Annotated in this window: 21 protein-coding genes; 7 read left to right on the top strand and 14 right to left on the bottom strand. The window is 40.5% G+C overall.

The features are described from left to right. Positions 1–244: 244 nt before the first annotated feature. From J2X07_RS17480 to pdxK, 7 genes are all read right to left on the bottom strand, one after another. Positions 245–1,213, bottom strand: coding sequence for a nuclease-related domain-containing protein (locus J2X07_RS17480; RefSeq protein ID WP_310261727.1), 969 nt, complete (start codon positions 1,211–1,213; stop codon positions 245–247). Positions 1,214–1,302: 89 nt separating this feature from the next. After that, positions 1,303–2,574, bottom strand: a complete 1,272-nt coding sequence (locus J2X07_RS17485) for a glutamate-5-semialdehyde dehydrogenase (protein WP_310261729.1) — start codon at positions 2,572–2,574, stop codon at positions 1,303–1,305. Between the two features lie 53 nt (positions 2,575–2,627). After that, complete coding sequence (gene proB, locus J2X07_RS17490) at positions 2,628–3,764, bottom strand: glutamate 5-kinase (RefSeq protein WP_310261732.1); 1,137 nt, start codon at positions 3,762–3,764, stop codon at positions 2,628–2,630. A gap of 293 nt (positions 3,765–4,057) precedes the next feature. Then, positions 4,058–4,333: a spore morphogenesis/germination protein YwcE gene (locus tag J2X07_RS17495; RefSeq protein ID WP_310261735.1), complete on the bottom strand. Its 276-nt coding sequence runs from the start codon at positions 4,331–4,333 to the stop codon at positions 4,058–4,060. A gap of 204 nt (positions 4,334–4,537) precedes the next feature. After that, positions 4,538–5,182 (bottom strand): bacillithiol biosynthesis deacetylase BshB2, encoded by a 645-nt coding sequence (gene bshB2 / locus J2X07_RS17500; RefSeq protein WP_310261737.1) that lies wholly within the window; start codon positions 5,180–5,182, stop codon positions 4,538–4,540. Between the two features lie 15 nt (positions 5,183–5,197). Next, positions 5,198–5,548 (bottom strand): YojF family protein, encoded by a 351-nt coding sequence (locus tag J2X07_RS17505; RefSeq protein WP_310261739.1) that lies wholly within the window; start codon positions 5,546–5,548, stop codon positions 5,198–5,200. Positions 5,549–5,904: 356 nt separating this feature from the next. Further along, positions 5,905–6,717, bottom strand: a complete 813-nt coding sequence (pdxK, locus tag J2X07_RS17510) for a pyridoxine/pyridoxal/pyridoxamine kinase (protein WP_310261740.1) — start codon at positions 6,715–6,717, stop codon at positions 5,905–5,907. Between the two features lie 310 nt (positions 6,718–7,027). On the opposite strand from pdxK, the gene treP reads away from it, so the two are divergent. The 3 genes from treP to treR all read left to right on the top strand — a co-directional run bounded on the left by treP (position 7,028) and on the right by treR (position 11,306). Further along, the gene (gene treP, locus J2X07_RS17515; protein WP_310261742.1) at positions 7,028–8,437 is read left to right on the top strand and encodes a PTS system trehalose-specific EIIBC component; all 1,410 of its coding nucleotides are present in this window, start codon (positions 7,028–7,030) and stop codon (positions 8,435–8,437) included. Between the two features lie 438 nt (positions 8,438–8,875). Next, positions 8,876–10,561 carry an alpha,alpha-phosphotrehalase gene (gene treC, locus J2X07_RS17520; protein ID WP_310261745.1) on the top strand — a complete coding sequence of 562 codons (1,686 nt, stop codon included), beginning with the start codon at positions 8,876–8,878 and terminating at the stop codon, positions 10,559–10,561. 25 nt (positions 10,562–10,586) lie between these two features. Then, entirely contained in the window at positions 10,587–11,306 is a 720-nt protein-coding gene (gene treR / locus J2X07_RS17525; RefSeq protein ID WP_310261996.1) for a trehalose operon repressor, read from the top strand. 299 nt (positions 11,307–11,605) lie between these two features. Here treR and J2X07_RS17530 read toward each other — a convergent pair whose 3' ends face one another. Continuing rightward, positions 11,606–11,785 carry a hypothetical protein gene (locus J2X07_RS17530; RefSeq protein WP_310261748.1) on the bottom strand — a complete coding sequence of 60 codons (180 nt, stop codon included), beginning with the start codon at positions 11,783–11,785 and terminating at the stop codon, positions 11,606–11,608. A 175-nt stretch (positions 11,786–11,960) separates the two neighbouring features. Between J2X07_RS17530 and nhaC the strand changes: the two genes are divergently transcribed. Further along, positions 11,961–13,361 carry a Na+/H+ antiporter NhaC gene (gene nhaC, locus J2X07_RS17535; RefSeq protein WP_310261751.1) on the top strand — a complete coding sequence of 467 codons (1,401 nt, stop codon included), beginning with the start codon at positions 11,961–11,963 and terminating at the stop codon, positions 13,359–13,361. Between the two features lie 27 nt (positions 13,362–13,388). Here the strand turns inward: nhaC and J2X07_RS17540 are convergent, their stop codons facing one another. From J2X07_RS17540 to J2X07_RS17555, 4 genes are all read right to left on the bottom strand, one after another. After that, a complete protein-coding gene (locus J2X07_RS17540) occupies positions 13,389–13,997 on the bottom strand; it encodes a GNAT family N-acetyltransferase (RefSeq protein WP_310261753.1) in 609 nt (202 codons plus the stop codon). A gap of 164 nt (positions 13,998–14,161) precedes the next feature. Further along, positions 14,162–16,036, bottom strand: coding sequence for a PTS fructose transporter subunit IIABC (locus J2X07_RS17545; RefSeq protein WP_310261756.1), 1,875 nt, complete (start codon positions 16,034–16,036; stop codon positions 14,162–14,164). Positions 16,037–16,043: 7 nt separating this feature from the next. Beyond that, positions 16,044–16,961 carry a 1-phosphofructokinase gene (pfkB, locus tag J2X07_RS17550; RefSeq protein WP_310261760.1) on the bottom strand — a complete coding sequence of 306 codons (918 nt, stop codon included), beginning with the start codon at positions 16,959–16,961 and terminating at the stop codon, positions 16,044–16,046. After that, entirely contained in the window at positions 16,958–17,710 is a 753-nt protein-coding gene (locus J2X07_RS17555) for a DeoR/GlpR family DNA-binding transcription regulator (RefSeq protein ID WP_310261763.1), read from the bottom strand. The genes pfkB and J2X07_RS17555 overlap by 4 nt, the downstream gene beginning before the upstream one ends. Before the next feature lie 245 nt (positions 17,711–17,955). Here J2X07_RS17555 and J2X07_RS17560 point away from each other — a divergent pair, with 245 nt between their 5' ends. The 3 genes from J2X07_RS17560 (at position 17,956) to J2X07_RS17570 (ending at position 20,265) form a co-directional block, all read left to right on the top strand. Then, the gene (locus J2X07_RS17560) at positions 17,956–18,774 is read left to right on the top strand and encodes an aminoglycoside N(3)-acetyltransferase (RefSeq protein WP_310261766.1); all 819 of its coding nucleotides are present in this window, start codon (positions 17,956–17,958) and stop codon (positions 18,772–18,774) included. A gap of 55 nt (positions 18,775–18,829) precedes the next feature. Continuing rightward, the gene (locus J2X07_RS17565; protein WP_310261767.1) at positions 18,830–19,198 is read left to right on the top strand and encodes a YggT family protein; all 369 of its coding nucleotides are present in this window, start codon (positions 18,830–18,832) and stop codon (positions 19,196–19,198) included. Positions 19,199–19,341: 143 nt separating this feature from the next. Beyond that, positions 19,342–20,265 (top strand): S66 peptidase family protein, encoded by a 924-nt coding sequence (locus J2X07_RS17570; protein WP_310261769.1) that lies wholly within the window; start codon positions 19,342–19,344, stop codon positions 20,263–20,265. Positions 20,266–20,451: 186 nt separating this feature from the next. Here the strand turns inward: J2X07_RS17570 and J2X07_RS17575 are convergent, their stop codons facing one another. Beyond that, on the bottom strand, positions 20,452–20,793 hold the full coding sequence (locus tag J2X07_RS17575) for a DsrE family protein (RefSeq protein WP_310261771.1): 342 nt from the start codon (positions 20,791–20,793) through the stop codon (positions 20,452–20,454). A 186-nt stretch (positions 20,794–20,979) separates the two neighbouring features. Next, positions 20,980–21,468 carry an Hsp20/alpha crystallin family protein gene (locus tag J2X07_RS17580; RefSeq protein WP_310261775.1) on the bottom strand — a complete coding sequence of 163 codons (489 nt, stop codon included), beginning with the start codon at positions 21,466–21,468 and terminating at the stop codon, positions 20,980–20,982. Positions 21,469–21,472 lie beyond the last annotated feature (4 nt).

Raw genomic sequence — 21,472 nt, forward strand, 5'->3', positions numbered from 1 at the left:
CGGAAAATATGCGCGTCATACGGAAAATATGCGCGTCATACGGAAAATATGCGCGTCATACGGAAAATATGCGCGTCATACGGAAAATATGCGCGTCATACGGAAAATATGCGCGCCATACGGAAAATATGCGCGCCATACGGAAAATATGCGCGCCATACGGAAAATATGCGCGCCATACGGAAAATATGCGCGCCATACGGAGAATATGCGCGTCATACGAAAAATAAGCGCGCATATTTTATTACATCAATGTAGGCAGTATATATTTTCGATTTTTATTACTGCCAATATGCGCTAGTTCCATATCTAGTAACAGTCTTCTGGCTACATGCCTAGAAGATAATTGAAGAAAGTCGCAAAATTGCTTGTTTGAAATGGTGTTTCCGAATAAAAGCGCGTAATCATTCAAAGTGGGAATATGAAGGTCTGGAGATTGATAGGAACATTTCATACAGTACCATGCACCATACTTCCTCATAACAGGCATATGAAAGCATTTAGTACAATAAACCCCTTTGATAATGTCTTTTTCTTCAATCTGAAACCTTTTTAATAAGTCAGGATTTTCGGGATTGTGCTGGCGTACTATTGTCTTGGTTAGCTTCGTTATTTCTTTTTTTGATAACTTCTCGGTGGGATGCAGCTTCTCAATCAAATTAATTCGTTCTTGGAGATATGGGCTGTGAGTGATTTTCTCTTTTACTTCTTTAAGAGTGGGAGGGGCTTTAATGATTGTTTTGGGGTTGCTCATAACGACAAGGGAGTGAACGGGAATTTGCGGGACACGGTTTCGGGCAAGCCATTCAATTAGATGAGATTGCTGGCGTTTCACTTGGAAAATAGGATTGGGAATAGCTTCATCGGTGCCATCTTCTTTTTGGCGGATCACTTGATTGAGATGGTCAAAAATTAGTGTGCCAGAGATGTTTTTCACTTCGAGGATAAGGAAATACCAAGGGGATATGAGAAGGGTATCAATCTGGAAAAAGCTTTCGTAAGCATCAAGTCTCAAATCATGAATAACGGAATAACCTTTGCTAATCAGCGGTTTTAAAAAATAATCATTAGAGCGCTCTCCATAATGCCCGTAGAGCCTTCCACCTAATTCATCTTCTATAGACAATAACTTCGGATGGTGGTAAACCAATCGCCTTTGCAAAACTTCCATCTTTTTAATCCTAATTGATTTTGAACGATCTTTAACTAACATTCAATACCTCCTTTTTTCTTACTATTCTTTTTAAAAATACATTTTCCTTCAAAAAACAGCCCCTAAAAGGGACTGCTTACATATCCTATTCACCTTACCTGACCGTCACCTGTCATGCGGTACTTAATTGTAGTCAATGCTGGTAATCCCATTGGACCGCGAGCATGCAGTTTTTGAGTTGAGATGCCGATCTCAGCCCCAAATCCAAGCGCTGAGCCGTCTGTAAAACGAGTTGAGGCATTTTGGTATACAGCGGCTGCATCGACAGCATTCAGGAAGAGTTGGGCATTCTCGCTGTTTTCCGTAACAATAGCTTCTGAATGCTTCGTACCGTATCGTTCAATATGAGTCACGGCCTCTTCAACGGAGCTTACGACTTTTACCGCAACTGCTAGGCTTAAATACTCTTCTACCCAATCTTTTTCATTAGCCGGAATAACGTCTGGAAGCAATTCGGCTGCTTTTTCGTCACCGTGGACTTCGATCCCGTGCTTTTCAAAGAGGGCTTGAACTTTATCTTTGTTCGTTTCGAGCCATGCTTCATGAAAAATAAACGTTTCAGCTGCATTACATACGGCAGGGCGGTCCGTTTTTGCGTTTTCCAAAATAGCTAAAGCTTTTTCAACATCTGCAAACTGATCGACGTAAATATGGCAATTCCCGACACCAGTCTCCAGCACAGGAACTGTCGCATTCTCCACGACCGTTTTAATAAGAGCACCGCCGCCTCTAGGAATAAGAACGTCGATGTGTTCTTTCATCGTAAATAGCTGACCTGCAGCTTCACGATCTGTTGAAGCTATAAATTGAACAGCTTCTGCTGGTATTTTTGTGTTTTCTAATGCTTTATGAATAACGGCTACAATCGCTTTGTTTGAGTTCAGCGCATTAGACCCGCCTTTTAAAACAATGGCATTACCTGATTTCAGTGCAAGGCCAGTCGCATCCACTGTCACGTTTGGTCGAGCCTCATAAATCATTCCGATGACGCCAAGCGGAACGCGTACTTGTTCTACTTTAAGTCCGTTATCAAGCGTCCAGCCGGATAAAATTTCTCCAACTGGATCTTGCAATTCCGTAACTTCACGCAGACCGTCCGCAAAATCTTTTACACGATCAGCTGTTAAGCGTAAACGGTCCATTAAAGCTTCTGAGAAACATTTTTTTTCGCCTGCTGATAAATCTTTTTTGTTTTCTTCTAAAATATAAGCGGAATCTTTTTCAAGTACATCTGCAATCGTCAGTAAAGCTTCGTTTTTTTCTTTTTCCGTTAATAATGCCAGCTTTTTAGATGCTTTCTGTGCAAGTTTCGCTTGTTGTTTTACGTTTAGTTGTTTGGTTGTACTTTGTAAAGTACTCATCCAACGCCTCCCATTTAGTATTAAACACTTGTTTAACTTTACTAAAATTTCAATTAAAGAATCGGTGCGGCTAATCGTGTATGGCACACGAGATCTTGATTGTTAATGGCTTCTTCTGGACCGATTTCGTCTGTCATTTTATCCAAGGAGAAACCTTTGATTTTAATAAGCTGTTTGGAAGAATAGTTTGAGACACCTAGACCGATTTCATTTCCATCCAAGTCTTTGATGCGAACAACGGAGCCCTTTTTAAAATGACCGCTCACATAACGAATTCCTGTAGGGTAGAGGCTTTGAAGTTCATCAATGCCAGCTTTTGCTTTATTGGAAACTGTAATTTCACCTTCAGGACCGGAATGAAAAGCGATCCATTGACGTTTCATATCCAGATTAAATGCATTCTTTTCAGGAACAAAGTACGTTCCTCTGGCATTGCCTTTTACTGCTTGATGGATAATGTCAGGTGTTACGGCATTACCAAGGAACGATGAGATGCCAGAAGCCATCGCAATTTTGACCGCATCGATCTTAGAGCGCATACCGCCTGTACCGACTGCACTTCCAGGTTCACCTGCAGATTCCTCGATTTCTGGAGTTATCTCCCTAACTTTTCTTAGTAATTTAGCTTCTGGATTTTTTCTTGGATCTTCTGTATATAAACCATCTATATCTGAAAGAATAACGAGCTGATCAGCATCGACCAATCCTGCCACTTTAGCGGAAAGTGTATCGTTATCTCCGAATTTTAAACGTTCAACCGTTACCGTATCATTTTCGTTCACAATCGGGATGATTCCGCGATCTAAAAGAACATTAATTGTATTTCGCGCGTTGTGATAACGGTCACGATCTGAAAAGTCACTTCTTGTGATCAAAATTTGTGAAGCCGTATAGCCGTGTGAAATAAAGCGCTCTGAGTAAGCTTCCATCAACAAGCCTTGACCGATTGATGCGGCGGCTTGTTTTTCAGCTAATGAAGTAGGGCGGTTAAGACAGCCTAAACGGCGATATCCTGCTGCGACTGCACCAGATGAAACGAGTAATACTTCATAGCCTTCATCTTTTAATGAAACGACTTCATCTACAATACGTTCTAATTTACGTCTGCTAATATCTCCAAGACGACTCGTTAATGAGCTGCTTCCAATTTTTACGACAATCCGTTTATTTGTTGATTCATGTAAAGACATATAAAGAATAATCACTCCTGTTTTTTGTCAATTCATATAAATATTCCGGTCAAAAATACAACGGTAATGAGTATAACGAAGGCACGAGTGATTGACAACAGGGTTTGGTGAGATAGTGTAGAAAACGGTCAAAAAGTGAAGAAAACGGAAGAAAAAAGGGTTATTTATAATAAAGGAGGTGAAGGAGGCTGAGAGAATGTTATGGCATGTTATACAGGGTTATTTTTTTGTGGGGTTTTTCATAAAAAAACAAATCCCCCGCTAAATGAATAGAGGGGGAGAATAATTTAAAATTATAGTTTTGCCTTTTCCATTCGGCGTTTTGCCAAATATGGACGGCCCCAAACAACATACGCTGCGTAATGAGCAAAAAATACGTTAGCGATGAAAACGGTGATAAAGAATGCATGAACAAACAGATTAAGATGGTCGTAAGCCATGAACAGTCCGACGTATGTCCATAACAGGGCGATGAACGGCGTTTGCAAGAGTGCAAGTTTGCGGCTATCGTTCCATAAGAATAACGGCGTGGCTGTCGCTACAAATAGATAAACCATAAAAACATCCATTACTGATCAACCCCTTGAATTAATGATCGCGCTTTCAATTTTGACAATATAGCGTCTAAATTGTGAACGATTTGTTACAATTAGTATACCACAATAAGGGAAGATTACCACACGTTTTCCTGTATTTTTTTGAAAATTCAACTATTGTCTATATAAAAAAGAATCCGAAACCCTATCCGGGCAACGAATTCTAGTATGTTCTAATTATAGAGGATATCGATAAAATCTTTCATTTTGAGCCCATTCCAGCATTTTTGGATCCTTTTCAACATTATTAACTAATAATTGAGTTTGAGATCGATGTGCTTTAATACAGTTCATCTTTTCTTCAAAAACGTCAGAAACATCAGAAACGATATGAGGTGCTCCAAGGTCTTCTACTGTATTTTTAGCAAAAGCTACACATAAAAGCTCAGGACGATCCAGTTCTGGAAGACTGCGAACAGCTCTAATAACTGCTCTTGCTGTTGCTTCATGGTCTGGATGGACACTGTATCCCGGGTAAAACGTAATAACCTTTGTCGGTTTGACCTCATCTATGACGGTCAGGAATCGCTCTGCTAAAAGCTGTTCGTCTTCAAATTCGATCGTTTTATCGCGGAGTCCAAACTTTCGAACATCTGTAATACCAATGGCTGCACATGCATCGTCTAGTTCTTTTTCTCTAATTAATGGTAAAGATTCACGGGTAGCAAAGGGCGGATTCCCCATGTTTCTACCCATTTGACCGAGTGTCAGGCAAATATACGTAACAGGCAAACCTTGCTTTGTATGCTGTGCGATCGTTCCTGATACACCAAACGCTTCATCGTCTGGGTGGGGGAAGATCACTAATAAATGGTCTTTCATCTATAAAAACCTCCCTTAAACATCAAATGGAGCTGAACTTAGCTGAAGTGCCAGTGCTAAACGGCCCTCTGCATCATGACCTGCCATCAGCAGGCGGCCTTCTGAATCAATCTCCCAATGTGTCAGCCCTTCTGCGTAAATCCATCCTAAATCAATTTTCAAGCCGACTCTATAAGGACCATCACCCATAATTTTGCCGGTAGTATACCGCACTTTACCATTTCGTATATAAGCATTGACGGTTAAGACAGCATCGTTATTGTGATTGGCATATGCGCCATTAGTCGTTTCTAAATGTAAATATTGTTCTTTACCTATACGTTCGTCCAAGGCGGACTGAACATCTTGAGGTTGAATTGGCTGCATGCCATCACTCTCCTGTAAAAAATAGTTGTTCTTATTATAATTCAAATTCTTCATTTACGTGAAACATATGCCTGACCTATAAAAAGAGAGCCGATCCATAAAGATCAGCTCACTCGTGGTTTATAATTTATAGCTGTTTTTGTTCACTTTGTTGTTTTTACTGCTAAAGGGATGTGGTTGATTTCCGCTCCAGGATGCTCGCTTTCCGCGGGGTAGGCGGTGAGCCTCCTCGGCGTCAAGCACCTGCGGGGTCTCACCTGTCCTACTAATCCCGCAGGAGTCTCGCACCTTCCGCTCCAATCAACTGCTCTATCAACAGGTTGCTTTCACAAAACCACTTCTATTAGGAAACAGCCTTATTTATTTAACTTTTCGCGGTAAGCTCCATGCCAAGTCGGTCCAACGTATTGATTTAATTGGAACCCAGCTGAAATCGCTTCTGAAATAAAATCTTTAGCTGTTAAAATCGCTTCGCGGACAGGCTTTCCTTTTGCAAGTTCAGCTGTAATTGCAGCAGAGAACGTACATCCTGCTCCATGTGTCCAAGTTGTTTCGATACGATCTGACTCTAACACTTCAAATTCATTGCCATCATATACAACATCTACTGCATTTTCATGATCGAGCTTTCCGCCGCCTTTTACGACAACGTATTTTGCGCCGTTAGACTGTATTTTATGAGCAGCATCCATCATTTGTTCTACTGTTGTGATTGGAGGCATTCCGGCTAATTGTGCTGCTTCAAAAAGGTTTGGAGTAACGACAGTCGCTTTTGGGACAAGTACGTTTTGCAAGGTGCTTGCCAATTCTGGATGAATCGGTTCTGCGCCTTTACAAACCATTACTGGGTCTACAACTACGTTTTGAAGATAATGCTTCTCGATCATTTGAGCCGTTGTTTCAATCACTTCAACTGAAGCGAGCATGCCTGTTTTGAGTGCGTCAACACCGATTCCTGAAATAACGGTTTCAAGCTGTGCTTTGAACAAATCGATGGGAAGCAAAAATACTTCGTGGAACCAGTCGCGATGCGGATCTTGTGCAACAACGACGTTTAATGCGTTCATTCCATATACACCAAGTTCCTGGAAGGTTTTGAGGTCGGCTTGTATGCCCGCGCCTCCACTAGTATCAGAACCTGCGATTGTAAGTGCTTTTTTAGGTGACATCATCTTATCTCCTTTTATTTACGTTAATCTCTATTATCTTTATTAAATTATAACAAAAGAAAATGGGAAAAGAAAAAGTAGAGATTTGAAAGGTAAAAATGACCAACTGAATTTAAATAGTTGACGGATTTGTATATACAAGATAAGCTTTATTTGTAATATGTATATACAAGTTTTAGATGGTGTTGAAAACGCTTCAAAATATAATTTGAGTAAAGATATTGTTTTCATAACAACCTAAATAAGGGTAAAGAGCAACATAATACTTTTTTTAATATGTTTTGGAAACGGTTACTAGGAGGTTGTAAATATGAGTAAGATTCGTGAATCGGCTGAGCAGATCGTACAAGCTCTCGGCGGAAAAGAAAATATATCAGCTGCAACACATTGTGTTACGAGACTTCGCTTAGCATTAAATGACGAAGGAAAAGTGGATAAGGATGCGCTCGAAAGCATCGATCTTGTTAAAGGTTCTTTCTCAGCCAATGGTCAATATCAAGTTGTCATCGGACAGGGTACAGTCGATAAAGTTTATAACGAATTTATCGATATCACCGGTAGTGGACGAGCTTCAAAAGAAGATATTAAAGATGAAGCAAGCAAAAAGCTTAATCCGCTGCAAAGAGCGATTAAAGCTTTAGCGGATATTTTTATTCCGATTCTTCCTGCCATCGTAACAGCAGGTCTATTGATGGGGATTAACAATATTTTGACGGGTCCCGGAATTTTTTATGATAAAAAATCATTTATTGATGTTCATCAAAACTGGGCAGATATCGCCGGTATTATTAACTTAATTGCTAATACAGCCTTTGTTTTCTTGCCAGGATTAATAGGCTGGTCCGCTGTTAAAAAGTTTGGCGGAAGTCCGCTTCTTGGTATCGTTCTTGGATTAATGCTTGTTCATCCAGATCTACTCAACGCATGGGATTACGGGAAGACAAAAAGTATTCCGACATGGAATCTATTTGGTCTCCCGGTAGAAAAGGTAGGTTATCAAGGACAAGTATTGCCGGTATTGATCGCATCATGGGTTTTAGCGAAAATTGAGCTATTCTTGAAGAAACGAATTCCAGACGCTCTGCAATTGCTTCTTGTTGCACCGATCACGTTATTAATCACAGGGTTTTTAGCATTCATCGTTATTGGTCCTATCACATTTTCAATTGGTAATGCGATTACAGACTTTTTCGTTATGATTTTTCATAATTATGCATGGTTAGGTGGTCTGATCTATGGCGGTTTTTACTCACTTCTCGTTGTAACAGGCATGCATCACACGTTCTTAGCTGTCGATTTGCAGCTGATTTCGAATACAGGCGGAACATTCTTATGGCCGATTCTTGCATTGTCTAACATTGCACAAGGTTCATCGGCTCTTGCGATGTTCTTTGCAACAAAAGACGAAAAGCTTAAAGGTTTATCAGGAACTTCAGCATTGTCAGCTTATCTCGGTATTACAGAACCAGCAATGTTCGGAGTGAACTTACGCTTTAAGTATCCATTTATTTTTGCGATGATCGGTTCTGCTATAGCAGGTATTGTTATCACTACAGCTGGTGTACGAGCGTCATCAATTGGTGTAGGCGGGATTCCTGGATTCCTATCGATCTTGCCAGGCAGCTGGGTGTCATTCTTTATCGGGATGGCAATCGCGCTCGTCGTACCGTTCGTATTAACATTTATTTATGCAAAAGTAAAAAAAGATAAAAAGGCTTAAAATACAACTTAACAGAAACAGCCGGGTGGCGTATGCCAAACGGTTGTTTTCATTACAAAAGACCCTTTTCTAAGGATTGTTGCTTCTGGCGTATTTTTGTACTTTAACTTCAATGACAAGTAGATTGAAGTGTAAGGTGCGAGACTCCTGCAGGTGTAGCGGGACAGTCCGAAAAACGGAAGCGGGTTGTTCAGCCCCGACAAGCAAAAGGGAGATGGGCTAAGAAGGCGCTTTTTGCCTTCATGACCATTACACTTTTGACCTCGAGGGGCTAGCCGCTGCAGCTAGACAGGTGAGACCACTTATGGCGCAAAACGTCAAGGGGGCTCACCGCACGCCCTGCGGAAAGCGAGCATCCTGAATCGGAGATTAACAACTTTCAAAAGCAACAAAGTTAACGAAAACAAGTTTACAAAAACATTTTGGCGGTGAACATAAATGAAAAAAGAACCTTGGTGGAAACGATCAGTGGTTTATCAAATCTACCCGAAAAGCTTTAATGATACGACTGGAAACGGTACGGGTGATATTCAAGGCATTATTGATAAATTGGATTATTTAAAAAAGCTTGGAGTGGATGTGCTCTGGCTTACACCAATTTATGATTCTCCACAGCGTGACAATGGATATGACATCCGTGATTATTACAAAATCTTTGAAGAGTACGGGACGATGGACGATTTCGACCGTTTACTGAAGGAAGCACATAACAGAGATCTGAAAATCATTATGGACATTGTTGTGAATCATACAAGCACTGAACATGAATGGTTTCAACAGTCACGCTCATCAAAGGATAATCCGTATCATGATTTTTATATATGGAAAGATCCTGTGGATGAAAGTGAACCTAGCAATTGGGTATCTAAGTTTGGCGGTTCTGCTTGGAAGCTGGACGAAAAAACAGGACAATACTACCTTCATTTATTTGATGTAACGCAAGCTGATCTCAACTGGGAGAACGAAGAGGTTCGTCAAAAAGTATACGAAATGATGAACTACTGGTTTGAAAAAGGGGTCGATGGCTTCCGCTTGGATGTTATTAATCTGATTTCAAAAAATCAGGATTTTCCGAACGATGATGGTTCTGTCTCTCCTGGAGATGGACGCAAGTTTTACACAGACGGTCCAAAAGTACACGAGTACATGCAGGAAATGCACCGAGAAGTTTTTTCCAAGTACGATGTTTTAACGGTCGGAGAGATGTCTTCAACGACGATTGACAACTGTGTGAAATACACAAATCCTGAGCGGAATGAATTAAGCATGACGTTTAACTTTCATCATTTGAAAGTGGATTATCCGAACGGTGAAAAGTGGAGTATCGCTGATTTTGACTTTTTAAAATTGAAGGACATACTCTCGACTTGGCAGATTGAAATGCATAAAGGAGGGGGCTGGAATGCGCTTTTCTGGTGCAACCATGACCAGCCTCGCATCGTATCCCGCTATGGAGATGATGGCATGTATCGCGTGGAATCGGCAAAAATGCTCGCTACTGCCATTCATATGATGCAAGGAACACCTTATATTTATCAAGGAGAAGAGTTCGGTATGACAAACCCGAAATACGAATCCATTGACCAGTATCGTGATGTTGAGTCATTAAACATGTTCCGACTGCTTAAAGAAGAAGGCCGTAACGAAGAAGAAATCTTAGAGATTTTAAAGCATAAATCACGTGACAATTCACGAACACCAGTTCAGTGGAATGGAGAAGTGAATGCCGGATTTACAACAGGCACACCGTGGATTCCTGTTGCAGAGAACTATAAAGAAATCAACGCTGAAGCGGCTGTGAAGGATAATCAATCGATTTTTTACCATTATCAAAAGCTGAACATGCTGCGTAAAGAACTTGCGGTTATAACACACGGAAATTATGAACTGATCTTGAAGGATCATCCTGGAATTTTTGCGTACGTAAGGAACAGTAAGGATGAAAAACTGCTAGTCGTTAATAATTTTTACGGTAAAGAAACAGTATTTTCTCTTCCTCAAGGTGCTTCTATTGAAGGGTATTCAGGAAATGTACTGATCAGCAATTACGATTCAGTGCCAGCGGATTTCACAAAATTTACACTGAGACCGTATGAATCTGTCGTGTTTCACTTGAAAAAATAGTGCTACAATAATTGTGGTGAAGATGATGACAAGAAAAAATAAATTCCAAGAAATTTATCAAGAAATTACGGGTCAAATAAAAGATGGTTTATTCCCAGCCAACACGCAGCTGCCTTCTGAACACGAGCTTGCTGATCGTTATGAAACATCAAGGGAAACCGTTAGAAAAGCATTAAACCTTTTATCTCAAAACGGATTTATTCAAAAAATCCGTGGGAAGGGCTCCATCGTTTTAGAAAACAACAAGCTGAGTTTTCCTATTTCAGGGCTTGTAAGCTTTCAAGAGCTTTCAGAATCAATGGGGAAAAGCAGTGTAACGACTGTACATGATTTTGGTTTGATCCAGCCTGATGATTTTTTACAGCAGCAGCTTCAGGCTGAACCAGATGATGAAGTATGGAAAGTGATTCGATCCAGGCAAATTGATGGTGAAAAAATCATTCTGGATAAAGATTTCTTTTTAAAAAAATACGTTCCAACCTTTTCTAAAGAAGTGGCGGAAAAGTCGATCTACGCTTATTTGGAAAAAGAACTTGGGCTGAAGATCAGCTTCGCGAAAAAAGAGATAGTAGTTGAGAACTGTACTGATGAAGATAAGCGATTGCTTGATTTGGACGGTTTTCAGCATATTGTTGTGGTGAAGAACTATGTGTATTTAAATGATGCCAACCTTTTTCAATACACGGAATCACGACACAGGCTGGACAAGTTCCGTTTTGTGGATTTTGCAAGGCGGGGAAGATAGAAGAAAGAAGTGAGGCCAGAATGCGGTCTCGCTTTTTTGTTTTATCCTAATTAATATCCCCTATATATGTTGCAGATTCCGTAACATTTACCTTGAATGCGTTTAATCAGCTCGCGTGGATAAAAATTATAATCATCTAAAGCTGAAATCGGAAGCGTTCTGCTGGAGTGAACTTCTCTGGGCATTTCTCTAAAGTAACTTTAAAGATATGCTCAACGATATGCGTTTCTTCCTTTTCAGGCTGAAACAGAACGTGGTTTTAATTATAAATTCACGAACCCAAATTAACTCCCCAACCCTCACTTTGACACCGATTTCTTCATGCATTCACGTTTAACAGCATCGGCTAAAGTTTCGTTAAACTCTTGACCGCCGCCGGGGATGATGTATTTTTTTATCCCGTTCTTTTGTTTTTCTATCGTAAGTAAACGGTTTTCCTGAATGATTAATGCTTTAACAGAACTTCTGATTTTGTACATCGTAAACTCCCACGCAAATTGACTTTCTTTAATTTACCACTCTCTAGGTGTTGACAGCTTCTGTAAAGTCCGATAGTATTCTAAACAGTTACCGCTGTACTTCAACGCATAAAAGCGTTTAAGCATGCAAGTGAATAATGAGGCGGATGTAGATTATCGAACGGGGAGATTTAACATGAAGAAACAAATGACTTTACCAGTTGCACTAGTCATTTTTGCGGCGATCTTCGCTGTAATGTTCACTAGTCTTGTATATATAAAAGTGGAGCCACATATCCCACTGCTGACTTCTTTAATATTAATATCGGCCATTGGTGCTCTTTTTGGAGCGAAGTGGGACACGATTGAAAAGGGCATTATTAATGGAATTGTATCGGGATTACAGCCTATATTTATTTTATTAACGGTTGGGCTCGTCATCGCTAGCTGGATGCTAAGCGGAACAGTGCCGACATTGCTCTTTTACGGCATGGATATTATTCAGCCTGAATGGTTTGCCTTAAGTGCACTATTTATTACGATACTCGTTTCAAGCTTTACGGGCAGTTCTTTTACGACTGTAGGAACTGTTGGGGTAGCTTTGATGGGAATCAGCCACGTGCTAGGTGTGAATCCTGCCTTAGCTGCAGGTGCTATCGTTTCTGGAGCTTGTTTTGGAGACAAAATGTCACCTTTATCAGACTCAACCAACTTTGCACCAGGTATTGCAGAAGTAAATATGTTTGATCATATCCGTCATATGATGTGGACAACAGTTCCAGCATTAATTCTTACGGCGATCGCGTTCTATGTGTTAGGAGGAGATGGGGCGGGCGCTACTAATTTTAAAGAAATTAAAGAAATACAATCCGTGCTATCAGATCAATTTCCAATACATTCGTTAACGCTGGTTTCACCGTTACTCGTGCTTGTGTTGGCGTTTCGCAAACTGCCGATCATGCCAGTGCTATTAACAGGTGTTCTTGTTTCAATCGCTATTTCTTTCATTTTGATTCCTGATTTAACTGTCCAAAAAGTGATGAACGTTATGCAAAACGGTCTACAGATGAAAACAGGAAACGAAGCAGTAGACACGATCGTAAATAAAGGCGGACTTTTGTCGATGATGTGGTCAGTTTCCTTAATTTTAATAGCATTAGCATTAGGCGGTGTTATCCAGGCACTTGGCTTGTTTGATCTGTTGTTTGCTTCTGTAAAAAATTCAGCTCAAAATGCTGGGAAACTCATCGTAACAACATTAGCTTCATCTGTTGGAATCAACTTGCTGGCTGGGGAGATGTACTTATCGATTCTTTTACCGGGTCAGGCGTTAAAAGATGCATATGAAAAGTCAGGTGTTCCTTTAAAAAACTTATCCAGAACGCTAGAAGACGGCGGAACACTCGTAAATCCTCTTGTTCCTTGGAGTGTGAGCGGGGCATTCTTTGCTTCAACTCTTGGGGTGTCTGTCCTTGAATATATCCCATTTGCCCTATTCTTATGGCTATCACCCATGTTCACGCTTCTTTTTGCTTATACAGGCTGGAGTGTTCAGCCGAAAACTGCTCAGAAAGTGGAAAAACAGACTGCGGCATAAAATGAATATTGTTCATATGAAAAGCGCTCAAATACGAGCGCTTTTTGTGTGTTTTACATTACTTAAATCATTATAATGTTCGAATTCCTCTTTTAAAATCGAGTACGTCTTTAAATCGTGATGTTTTCCTTTGGCGAAAAAGGCTTTTCTAGCAATCCCTTCAAATGACATGCCCGATTTTTCCATTACGCGGGCTGAACCGATGTTTTCAACAAAGCAACGTGCTTGGATACGCACTAAATCCATATGTTCAAAACCAAATTTGATTACCGCATTAACTGCTTCTGTCATGATGCCCTTGCCCCAATAATCATGAGAAATGGCATAGCCGATTTCACCACTATTCTGTTTAGGCTGCCAGGAAACAAAATCAATCGTTCCAATGAACTTTCCATTTTCTTTAAGTTCAATGCCCCATGGAGACAGTTCCTTATTTTCGTATTTCTTTAAAATAAAATCTATAAATTCTTTTGTGTCTGATAACGATTGATGAGTATGCCACGTAACGTGTTTAGATACTTCATCATTGGAGCCGTAATAGAACATATCCTCAGCATCTTCCACCGTAATTTTTCTTAAAATAAGCCGTTTTGTTTCAATGACAGGCAAATTGCCAAAAATACTTTCGACCTCCATCAAATCCACCCCTAATGTCTCTAGTTAATTATTTACATTATATAGAAGTTTAAGAAAACGTAAAGAAAAGATAGATATCAACCTGACAAGGTCGGAAACTTAAAAAACGTCGGCATAAAAAAACTGACCCATTTTGTGTAATGAGCCAGCTTTTATTTCTATATTCATTCTTTTATTTCTTTTTTTAACATACCAGCGATTGTCGCCGTAACGATGGACCCGATTACGATAGCTGCTGCATATAATAGCGGGTTTCCGTTAACAATCGGAATCACAAATGCTCCACCGTGGGGGGCAGGGAGGCCAATGCCAAACACCATGGAAAGAGCGCCGGCAACTGCTGAACCGATGATTGCTGCTGGAATTACGCGAGCAGGGTCGGCCGCTGCAAAAGGAATTGCCCCCTCTGTAATAAAGGAAGCACCCATGATGTAATTGGTCTTTCCGGCTTCTCTTTCAGCTTTTGTATATTTCTTTTTAAAAAAGGTAGTAGATAAAGCTAAACCAAGAGGAGGTACCATTCCTCCTGCCATGATTGCTGCGTGCGGAGCATAGTTTCCTGCGTCGATCATCGCAATACCAAAAGTAAATGCGGCTTTATTTATCGGTCCGCCCATATCAACAGCCATCATGCCGCCTAAAATCAATCCGAGAAGAACAAGATTTCCCGTTCCCATTCCTTTTAACCAGACAGTAAGGACGTCGTTCAGTGCTTTGACAGGGTCGATAACGACGAACATCATAATAAGTCCAGTCAGTAAAATACCAAACAGCGGATAAAGCAGGACAGGTTTAATGCCTTCCAATGAATTCGGAAGCGTGCTAAAAAGTTTCTTTAACCCAATAACCACGTAACCTGCCAAGAAACCGGCGATCAAGCCTCCTAAAAATCCAGCTCCGCCAGTAGCAGCCATCAAACCGCCGACCATACCAGGTGCAAAGCCGGGCCGATCTGCAATACTCATCGCTATAAAACCAGCAAGGACTGGAATCATAAGAGCAAACGCATTTCCTCCGCCGATTGTGTGAAGTGCTTCAGCGATCGGGTGGTAAGAAGGGTCTTTCGGATCAAATGCTTTTATTCCAAATATAAAGGAGATTGCGATTAAAATACCCCCGCCGACAACGAAAGGCAGCATGTTGGATACACCGCTCATCAGATGCTTATAAAATCCGCTTCTTTCGTTCTTCGTTTTATTACCCGTTTCGCGGGATGAAGAGTCATTGCTTTTATATACAGGTGCATCTTGGTCAAGAGCTTGCTGAATGAGTTCTTTAGGCTTTCGAATTCCTTGCGCCACGGGCACTTGAATCACATGTTTGCCATCAAATCGTGCCATGTCCACTTGCTTATCTGCTGCAACAATGATGGCATCTGCTTCTTCAATCTCTTTTTTCGTGAGCGCGTTTTTTATACCGCTTGATCCGTTCGTTTCGACTTTCAAATTTACTCCCATTACCTTTGCTTTCGCTTTTAAGCTATCAGCGGCCATATAAGTATGAGCGATACCTGTCGGACAAGCTGTTACAGCCAGGATTTGTTGCCGGGAGGATGAGACAACCGGATCGTTTTCAGCTTCCATTTCTTTTTCTTTTAAATCGATCGCTTCCAAGATTTCTTCTTTCGTTGAAGCAGACTCAAGCTTCGTTCTAAATTCAGCATCCATTAAAAAGCTTGAAAGTCTGGATAATGTTTGCAGATGATCATTGTTTGCGTTTTCATAAGCAGCAATCATAAAAAACAAATGAGCATGATTACCATCAAGAGATTCATAGTCAATTCCTTGAACGGAACGGCCAAAAGCAATAGCTGGCTCGCTTACCGCATTTGTTTTTGCATGGGGGATAGCGATGCCTTCACCGATCCCTGTGGTGCTTTGACTCTCCCTTGCTAAAATGGCTTTCTTATAATCTTCTTTATTGTTTAACTTGCCTGCACTATGCAGTTTATCAATCAGTTCATCTATAACCGTTTCCTTGGCTTGCGCCTGCAGATCCAGAATAATCGTCTCTTTTGTCAGCAATTCTGTAATCTTCATATAAATCTTACCCCCTTAGCTTCTGTACTTTAATTTCTTTTAGTAAGCTCTCCATATGTTCTTTTGTACAAAGGTCCTCTGAAAATGCTGTAGCGCTTCCGGAAGCTACCCCGGTTTTGAAAGCTAAAATAATATCATCGGACTGAGTAATCTGAGAAAGAAATCCTGCAACGACAGAATCACCTGCACCGACTGAGTTTTTTACCGTTCCAGAAGGTACATTTGCTAATAAAACATGATCGTGATTTAGAAACACAGCTCCTTGAACAGCCATGGATACGATGACATTTTGAGCACCTTCATCCAGCAGTCTTTTACCGTAATGAACGGCATCTTCAACGGTTGTAATGGTCGTTTCAAATAAATCTCCCAGCTCATGATGATTCGGTTTTATTAAAAATGGTTTGTAAGGCAGTGTTTTTTTTAATGTTTCTCCCGTCGTATCCAGGACAACTCGAACATTTTGCAGCATACAAATGGCAGACAATTCGGCATAAAAATTTATAGAGAGAGAGGGAGGAATACTGCCTGCCAAAACGAGAATATCGTCTGCTGCCAATGAACGGACTTTCTCTATTAATTCTTGTTGTTGCTCTAATGAAATATCAGGCCCAAGACCATTGATCTCTGTTTCTGTATCAGACTTTAACTTCACGTTGATCCGAGTCGGTTCATGAACTTGAATAAAATCGTTTGAAATATGCGCATTCGTAAGATAATCCCGAATAAAGTCTCCAGTAAAACCCCCTATGAACCCTAAGGCAGTACTGTCAGTGCCTAGATATTTAAGAACACGGGATACGTTAATTCCTTTTCCGCCAGGATACATTTGAGCAGTCTCTGTGCGGTTCAGCTGTCCTTCTTTAAAGTTCTTGACGCTCGCAACATAATCAATTGAGGGATTGAGCGTACATGTATAAATCATGCCTTCACAACCTTTATTTCTGTTTTTTCTTGATAGTCATATGCAAGGTCTTCATCCATTTCAGTTGTAATGATAACTGCTTTATTTAAATCTGCTACTTTGGCAAAAGTGATTTCATTGAATTTCGAGTTATCTGCAAGAACAAATGCTTCTTGTGTTAAAGAAATGGCTAAATGTTTGATAGCAGCCTCTTCAGGATCGGGCGTTGTATATCCTGAATCAAGATGGATACCGTTAATGCCCATAAAACATTTATCGAAACGGTAAGAACTTAGACTAGTTAAAGCACAGCTGCCAACGATGGCTTTCGTTTTTGGTTTGACAAAGCCACCGATCAAATAAGTAGAAATCTCGTTTTCACTCAAGTAATCAAGATGTGAAATGCCGTTTGTCACAACTGTGATGTCTTTTCCTTTTAAATACGGAATCATCTGCAATGTTGTTGTACCAGCATCGATATAAACACAATCGCCATTCTTCACAAGACTAGCTGCATATTGTGCGATTTTTTCTTTTTCAGTAAGATTTTTGGCTGCCTTTTCTGAGACGCTCAACTCTTCGCTTTTTTGGTTGAAAAGGGAAGCTCCGCCATGAACGCGTTTTAGTTTTTTATCTTTTTGAAGCTGACTTAAATCCCGCCGTATAGTCGATTCGGACGAGGTTGTAGCATCAACTAATTCTTGTATGGTTACTACTTGCTTTTCACCTAATAGGTCAATGATTTTACGATGTCTTTCAGGTGTTAACATCCGTACACCTCCAACTTAGATCTTTAGTTGATGTTATTGTAACGTAAGCCCTTACAATTTTCAATCATAAACAATCAAAAACGTTCAATAACAACCAAATGTAATCAAATAATCAATCAAACTTTCAAGACATTGAGAAGCTGAAATTGGTATAATAAATTGTCAGAATTGTCTGGGGTCTGTCCCGGGACAGACCCCAGACAATTTACTAAATTACTTGGATTGGTTGAAAAGGATGGATACATATGGAGCAGCATACGGATTTTCCTAAGACGAGGAATTCACTTGCAGAAGATTTAAGAAAACTTGGTATTAAAAAAGGGATGAGGGTTATTACGCATTCCAGTTTGAAGTCTCTAGGCTGGGTTGTTGGGGGACCAATTGCCGTAGTTCAGGCTTTAATAGATGTAATTACGGATGAAGGTACTCTTGTCATGCCTGCACATACTGCTCATTATTCAGATCCTGCGGGCTGGATGAACCCGCCAGTTCCGAAAGAATGGTGGCCGGTTATTCGTGATGAAATGCCTGCGTTTGATCCTGCAATAACACCTACCTACTATATGGGGGCAATAGCAGAGGCATTTCGGACGTTTCCGGATGTTATCAGAAGTAATCATCCTACTGAATCTTTTGCAGCGTGGGGGAAAAATAAAGAAAAGATCATAAACGGTCAGTCTCTTGATTTCGCTTTAGGTGAAAAATCACCGCTTGGTAAAATGTACAGTTTAAACGGCTATGTGCTTTTACTGGGAGCAGGATATGACTCAAACACTACGATGCATCTAGCGGAACATCGTATCCCACACCCTAAAACGGAAGAGAACGGGGGGCCATTTTATGAAGACGGAAAAAGAGTATGGAGAACGTTCACTCAAGCCGTATACCGAGAAGACCTTTTTGAGGAAATCGGAAAAGCTTATGAATCGGAAAGTCTCCCAGTGTTAAAAGGGAAAGTCGGGATGGCTGATTGCCGTCTGATCCCGCAAAAAGAACTAGTAGATTATACGGTAAAATGGCTGAAAAACTATGACAAAGCGAATAAGACGCAGATGAATGCTTAATAAATCGCTCTTGGGGGTATGTTAAAAACAAATCCAATGAAAAGAGGGAATTGTTATGAGACGTTCCGCAGGCGCTACTGTTATTTCTTTTATCATCGGTATTATTCAGCTTATTTTAGTTTTACGATTCATCTTTCAGTTGCTTAATGCAAACGAAGGAGCAGCTTTTGCCCAGCTTATATATAACCTTAGCCAGCCGCTGCTTCTGCCGTTCGCTGCAATCTTTCCGAATATCAAACTTTCGAATGGATTTGTGGTTGAACTTTCAACGATTGTAGCGATTATCGTTTATGGGGTGGTAGGCATGCTGCTTAAAAAGCTGTTTCCGCCAAGAAGGGAAAATACCGTACACCGTGAAACAGTCATTAGAGAAGATCCAACAACGGGAGAAGAGAGAATTGTTAAAGAGGATCGGCTAAGATAATATTATAAAAAATGCTCATGAGGTGTGAAAACAATACCTTATGAGCTTTTTTTTGCACTCACTCACAAGCCGATTCAAAAACACATATGAATAGTAATAGGAGATATTCTAAAATTTTGCGGCTTTTGGAGGGAGTTCTGTATATGGCAATCAAACCGCCTGTTCTTAGACAAGGAGATACGATTGGTATTGTGACAATCGGAAGCCCTCTAGAGGCAAGCATTATAAATGAGGGTATAGCGAACTTAAAAAGCAGGGGCTTTAATGTGGTCGTTGGAAAATATGTTTATTCATCAAACGGTTTTCTTGCAGGGACGGATGGACAGCAGGCTTCAGATTTGATGGATATGTTTCTAAACGAACAAGTTAAAATGATATTGCCAACACGCGGCGGTGTAGGCGTGGCTGGCATCCTTCCGTATTTAGATTTTGCAGTTATCGAGCAGAATCCTAAGATTATTAGCGGATACAGCGATATTACAATTCTTCTAAATGTGCTCTATCAGTATGCAAATTTAACTACTTTTCAAAGTTTGCTTTTGCTCGATTTTACGAGAGGGACACCCGATTACAACTATCACCAGTTTTTTTCTGCGACCGCAACTCTTGTTTCGCCGCGGCAGATTCTGAATCCGCCAGGCATGCCTCTACTCGGCAAGGTGCCGGGGAATGTAACGGCAGAAATCGTTGGAGGGAATCTGACTTCTTTCGTCGATTCACTAGGCACGCCATTTGAAATCGATACAAAAGGGAAAATTTTATTGATAGAAGATACGCATGAACCGATGAACACGATTTATAGATATATCACCCATCTGAGAATTGCAGGAAAGCTGGATGATTGCATCGGAATCATCATGGGAGAATGCACGAAATGTGAAGCGGCATATGGAAAAACGTACGAAGAGGTTATAGACGAATTTTTAGTTCCATTAGGAAAGCCTTTGATGACTGGGCTTGCTACAGCACACGGATACTATAAAGCGGCGATACCGATTGGAGCAAAGGTGAATATGAATACAATAAACCAGACGCTGACGGTGATGGAACCTGCTGTTAGTGTGTAAATAATTTTGTTGGGTTTTGTCGACTCGGGGATATATCATGAAAACCCGTTGAATTATGAATGAAACTCGTTGAATTATTGCGATTTTCCGTTGGATTCTATCATCTGACCAGCCAACTCAATAACAAAAAAGACTCAGAAAGCTTAAGTAAGCTGCCTCTTGAGTCTTTTTTCATTGTTTATGTACTTATGCGATTGTAATCACTTCATATTTTGCGGATAGCTCTACAAAATGTGCCATTCCTGATATTTCACCGGCTGTCATTTCGTTTTCGATGTTGTAATGATCGACGCATGTTTTGCATCCGAAAACTTTTACGCCTTTCTTCTCCATTTCTTTTAAATGGACGCTAGAAAGGGATTGATCAGTCAGGCAGTAAACCCCGCGATTCATAAAAAAGATCGCTGCAGGCAGATCTGATTGCTGTTTTAAAACGGTGAAGTAGGTTTCCATAACGTTTTCACCAAGTGCTGAGTCATTTCCAGTACCAAAAGAATCGGTCGTTACGAGAATGATTTTGTTTTGCATTCTTAAAACACCTCTTTTTATGTGAATTATACCATGCTTTAGGTAGAGTTAAACCCATTAGGTATGCGAGTAAGAGGAGGATGATCATATGAATTTTGAAGGAACAGGTGAAGTATGGCTGACACCTGCGTTAGGACGTTAAAAGAAAATGGCTCCTCTTAATACCATAAGAGGGGCCATTCATATTTACTCTTCAAAATCATCAGCATCGCTTTCGGTTACTACTTTTATCGGTACAACCGGATTTGGTGGTGCTGCATGATCGGCTTTACTGACCGAAATCATTAATACTCCATTGTTGTATTGTGCGTTGACATCTTCGTTTCGAAATGTAAAAGGCACTTGAACAAAACGCTCTGTTTTCTTTGTTGCACGTGTTTTGTGAAATTGACCGGTCTTGCTGTTTTTGACGGATTGGGCTTCTTCGTTTTGAGCTTTTATCTGCAGACCTTGGTTGAGGATTTCGATGCTGATGTCTTTAGGCTGATATTCTTTGAGATTCGCATAAATTCTATAATCTTGAGGGGTTTCTTCTGTATCTACCTCAAAGGATAATTGCGCTGCGTATTGCTCAAATTGAGTCATCCCTTTATTCACAAACTGCTCAAACGATTTTAGCCAGTCATCCATAGAACGGTTATTAAAAAAAGGCATTAAAGGACCTTTCCCAAACATCCAC

It is taken from the genome of Fictibacillus barbaricus (assembly GCF_031457135.1).
Taxonomy (GTDB): domain Bacteria; phylum Bacillota; class Bacilli; order Bacillales; family Fictibacillaceae; genus Fictibacillus; species Fictibacillus barbaricus_A.

Excerpts from the sequence above, each read along its gene's own strand:
- J2X07_RS17480 (WP_310261727.1), bottom strand. The coding sequence starts at position 1,213 with ATGTTAGTTAAAGATCGTTCAAAATCAATTAGGATTAAAAAGATGGAA.
- J2X07_RS17485 (WP_310261729.1), bottom strand. The coding sequence starts at position 2,574 with ATGAGTACTTTACAAAGTACAACCAAACAACTAAACGTAAAACAACAA.
- proB (WP_310261732.1), bottom strand. The coding sequence starts at position 3,764 with ATGTCTTTACATGAATCAACAAATAAACGGATTGTCGTAAAAATTGGA.
- J2X07_RS17495 (WP_310261735.1), bottom strand. The coding sequence starts at position 4,333 with ATGGATGTTTTTATGGTTTATCTATTTGTAGCGACAGCCACGCCGTTA.
- bshB2 (WP_310261737.1), bottom strand. The coding sequence starts at position 5,182 with ATGAAAGACCATTTATTAGTGATCTTCCCCCACCCAGACGATGAAGCG.
- J2X07_RS17505 (WP_310261739.1), bottom strand. The coding sequence starts at position 5,548 with ATGCAGCCAATTCAACCTCAAGATGTTCAGTCCGCCTTGGACGAACGT.
- pdxK (WP_310261740.1), bottom strand. The coding sequence starts at position 6,717 with ATGTCACCTAAAAAAGCACTTACAATCGCAGGTTCTGATACTAGTGGA.
- treP (WP_310261742.1), top strand. The coding sequence starts at position 7,028 with ATGAGTAAGATTCGTGAATCGGCTGAGCAGATCGTACAAGCTCTCGGC.
- treC (WP_310261745.1), top strand. The coding sequence starts at position 8,876 with ATGAAAAAAGAACCTTGGTGGAAACGATCAGTGGTTTATCAAATCTAC.
- treR (WP_310261996.1), top strand. The coding sequence starts at position 10,587 with ATGACAAGAAAAAATAAATTCCAAGAAATTTATCAAGAAATTACGGGT.
- J2X07_RS17530 (WP_310261748.1), bottom strand. The coding sequence starts at position 11,785 with ATGTACAAAATCAGAAGTTCTGTTAAAGCATTAATCATTCAGGAAAAC.
- nhaC (WP_310261751.1), top strand. The coding sequence starts at position 11,961 with ATGAAGAAACAAATGACTTTACCAGTTGCACTAGTCATTTTTGCGGCG.
- J2X07_RS17540 (WP_310261753.1), bottom strand. The coding sequence starts at position 13,997 with ATGGAGGTCGAAAGTATTTTTGGCAATTTGCCTGTCATTGAAACAAAA.
- J2X07_RS17545 (WP_310261756.1), bottom strand. The coding sequence starts at position 16,036 with ATGAAGATTACAGAATTGCTGACAAAAGAGACGATTATTCTGGATCTG.
- pfkB (WP_310261760.1), bottom strand. The coding sequence starts at position 16,961 with ATGATTTATACATGTACGCTCAATCCCTCAATTGATTATGTTGCGAGC.
- J2X07_RS17555 (WP_310261763.1), bottom strand. The coding sequence starts at position 17,710 with ATGTTAACACCTGAAAGACATCGTAAAATCATTGACCTATTAGGTGAA.
- J2X07_RS17560 (WP_310261766.1), top strand. The coding sequence starts at position 17,956 with ATGGAGCAGCATACGGATTTTCCTAAGACGAGGAATTCACTTGCAGAA.
- J2X07_RS17565 (WP_310261767.1), top strand. The coding sequence starts at position 18,830 with ATGAGACGTTCCGCAGGCGCTACTGTTATTTCTTTTATCATCGGTATT.
- J2X07_RS17570 (WP_310261769.1), top strand. The coding sequence starts at position 19,342 with ATGGCAATCAAACCGCCTGTTCTTAGACAAGGAGATACGATTGGTATT.
- J2X07_RS17575 (WP_310261771.1), bottom strand. The coding sequence starts at position 20,793 with ATGCAAAACAAAATCATTCTCGTAACGACCGATTCTTTTGGTACTGGA.
- J2X07_RS17580 (WP_310261775.1), bottom strand. The coding sequence starts at position 21,468 with ATGTTTGGGAAAGGTCCTTTAATGCCTTTTTTTAATAACCGTTCTATG.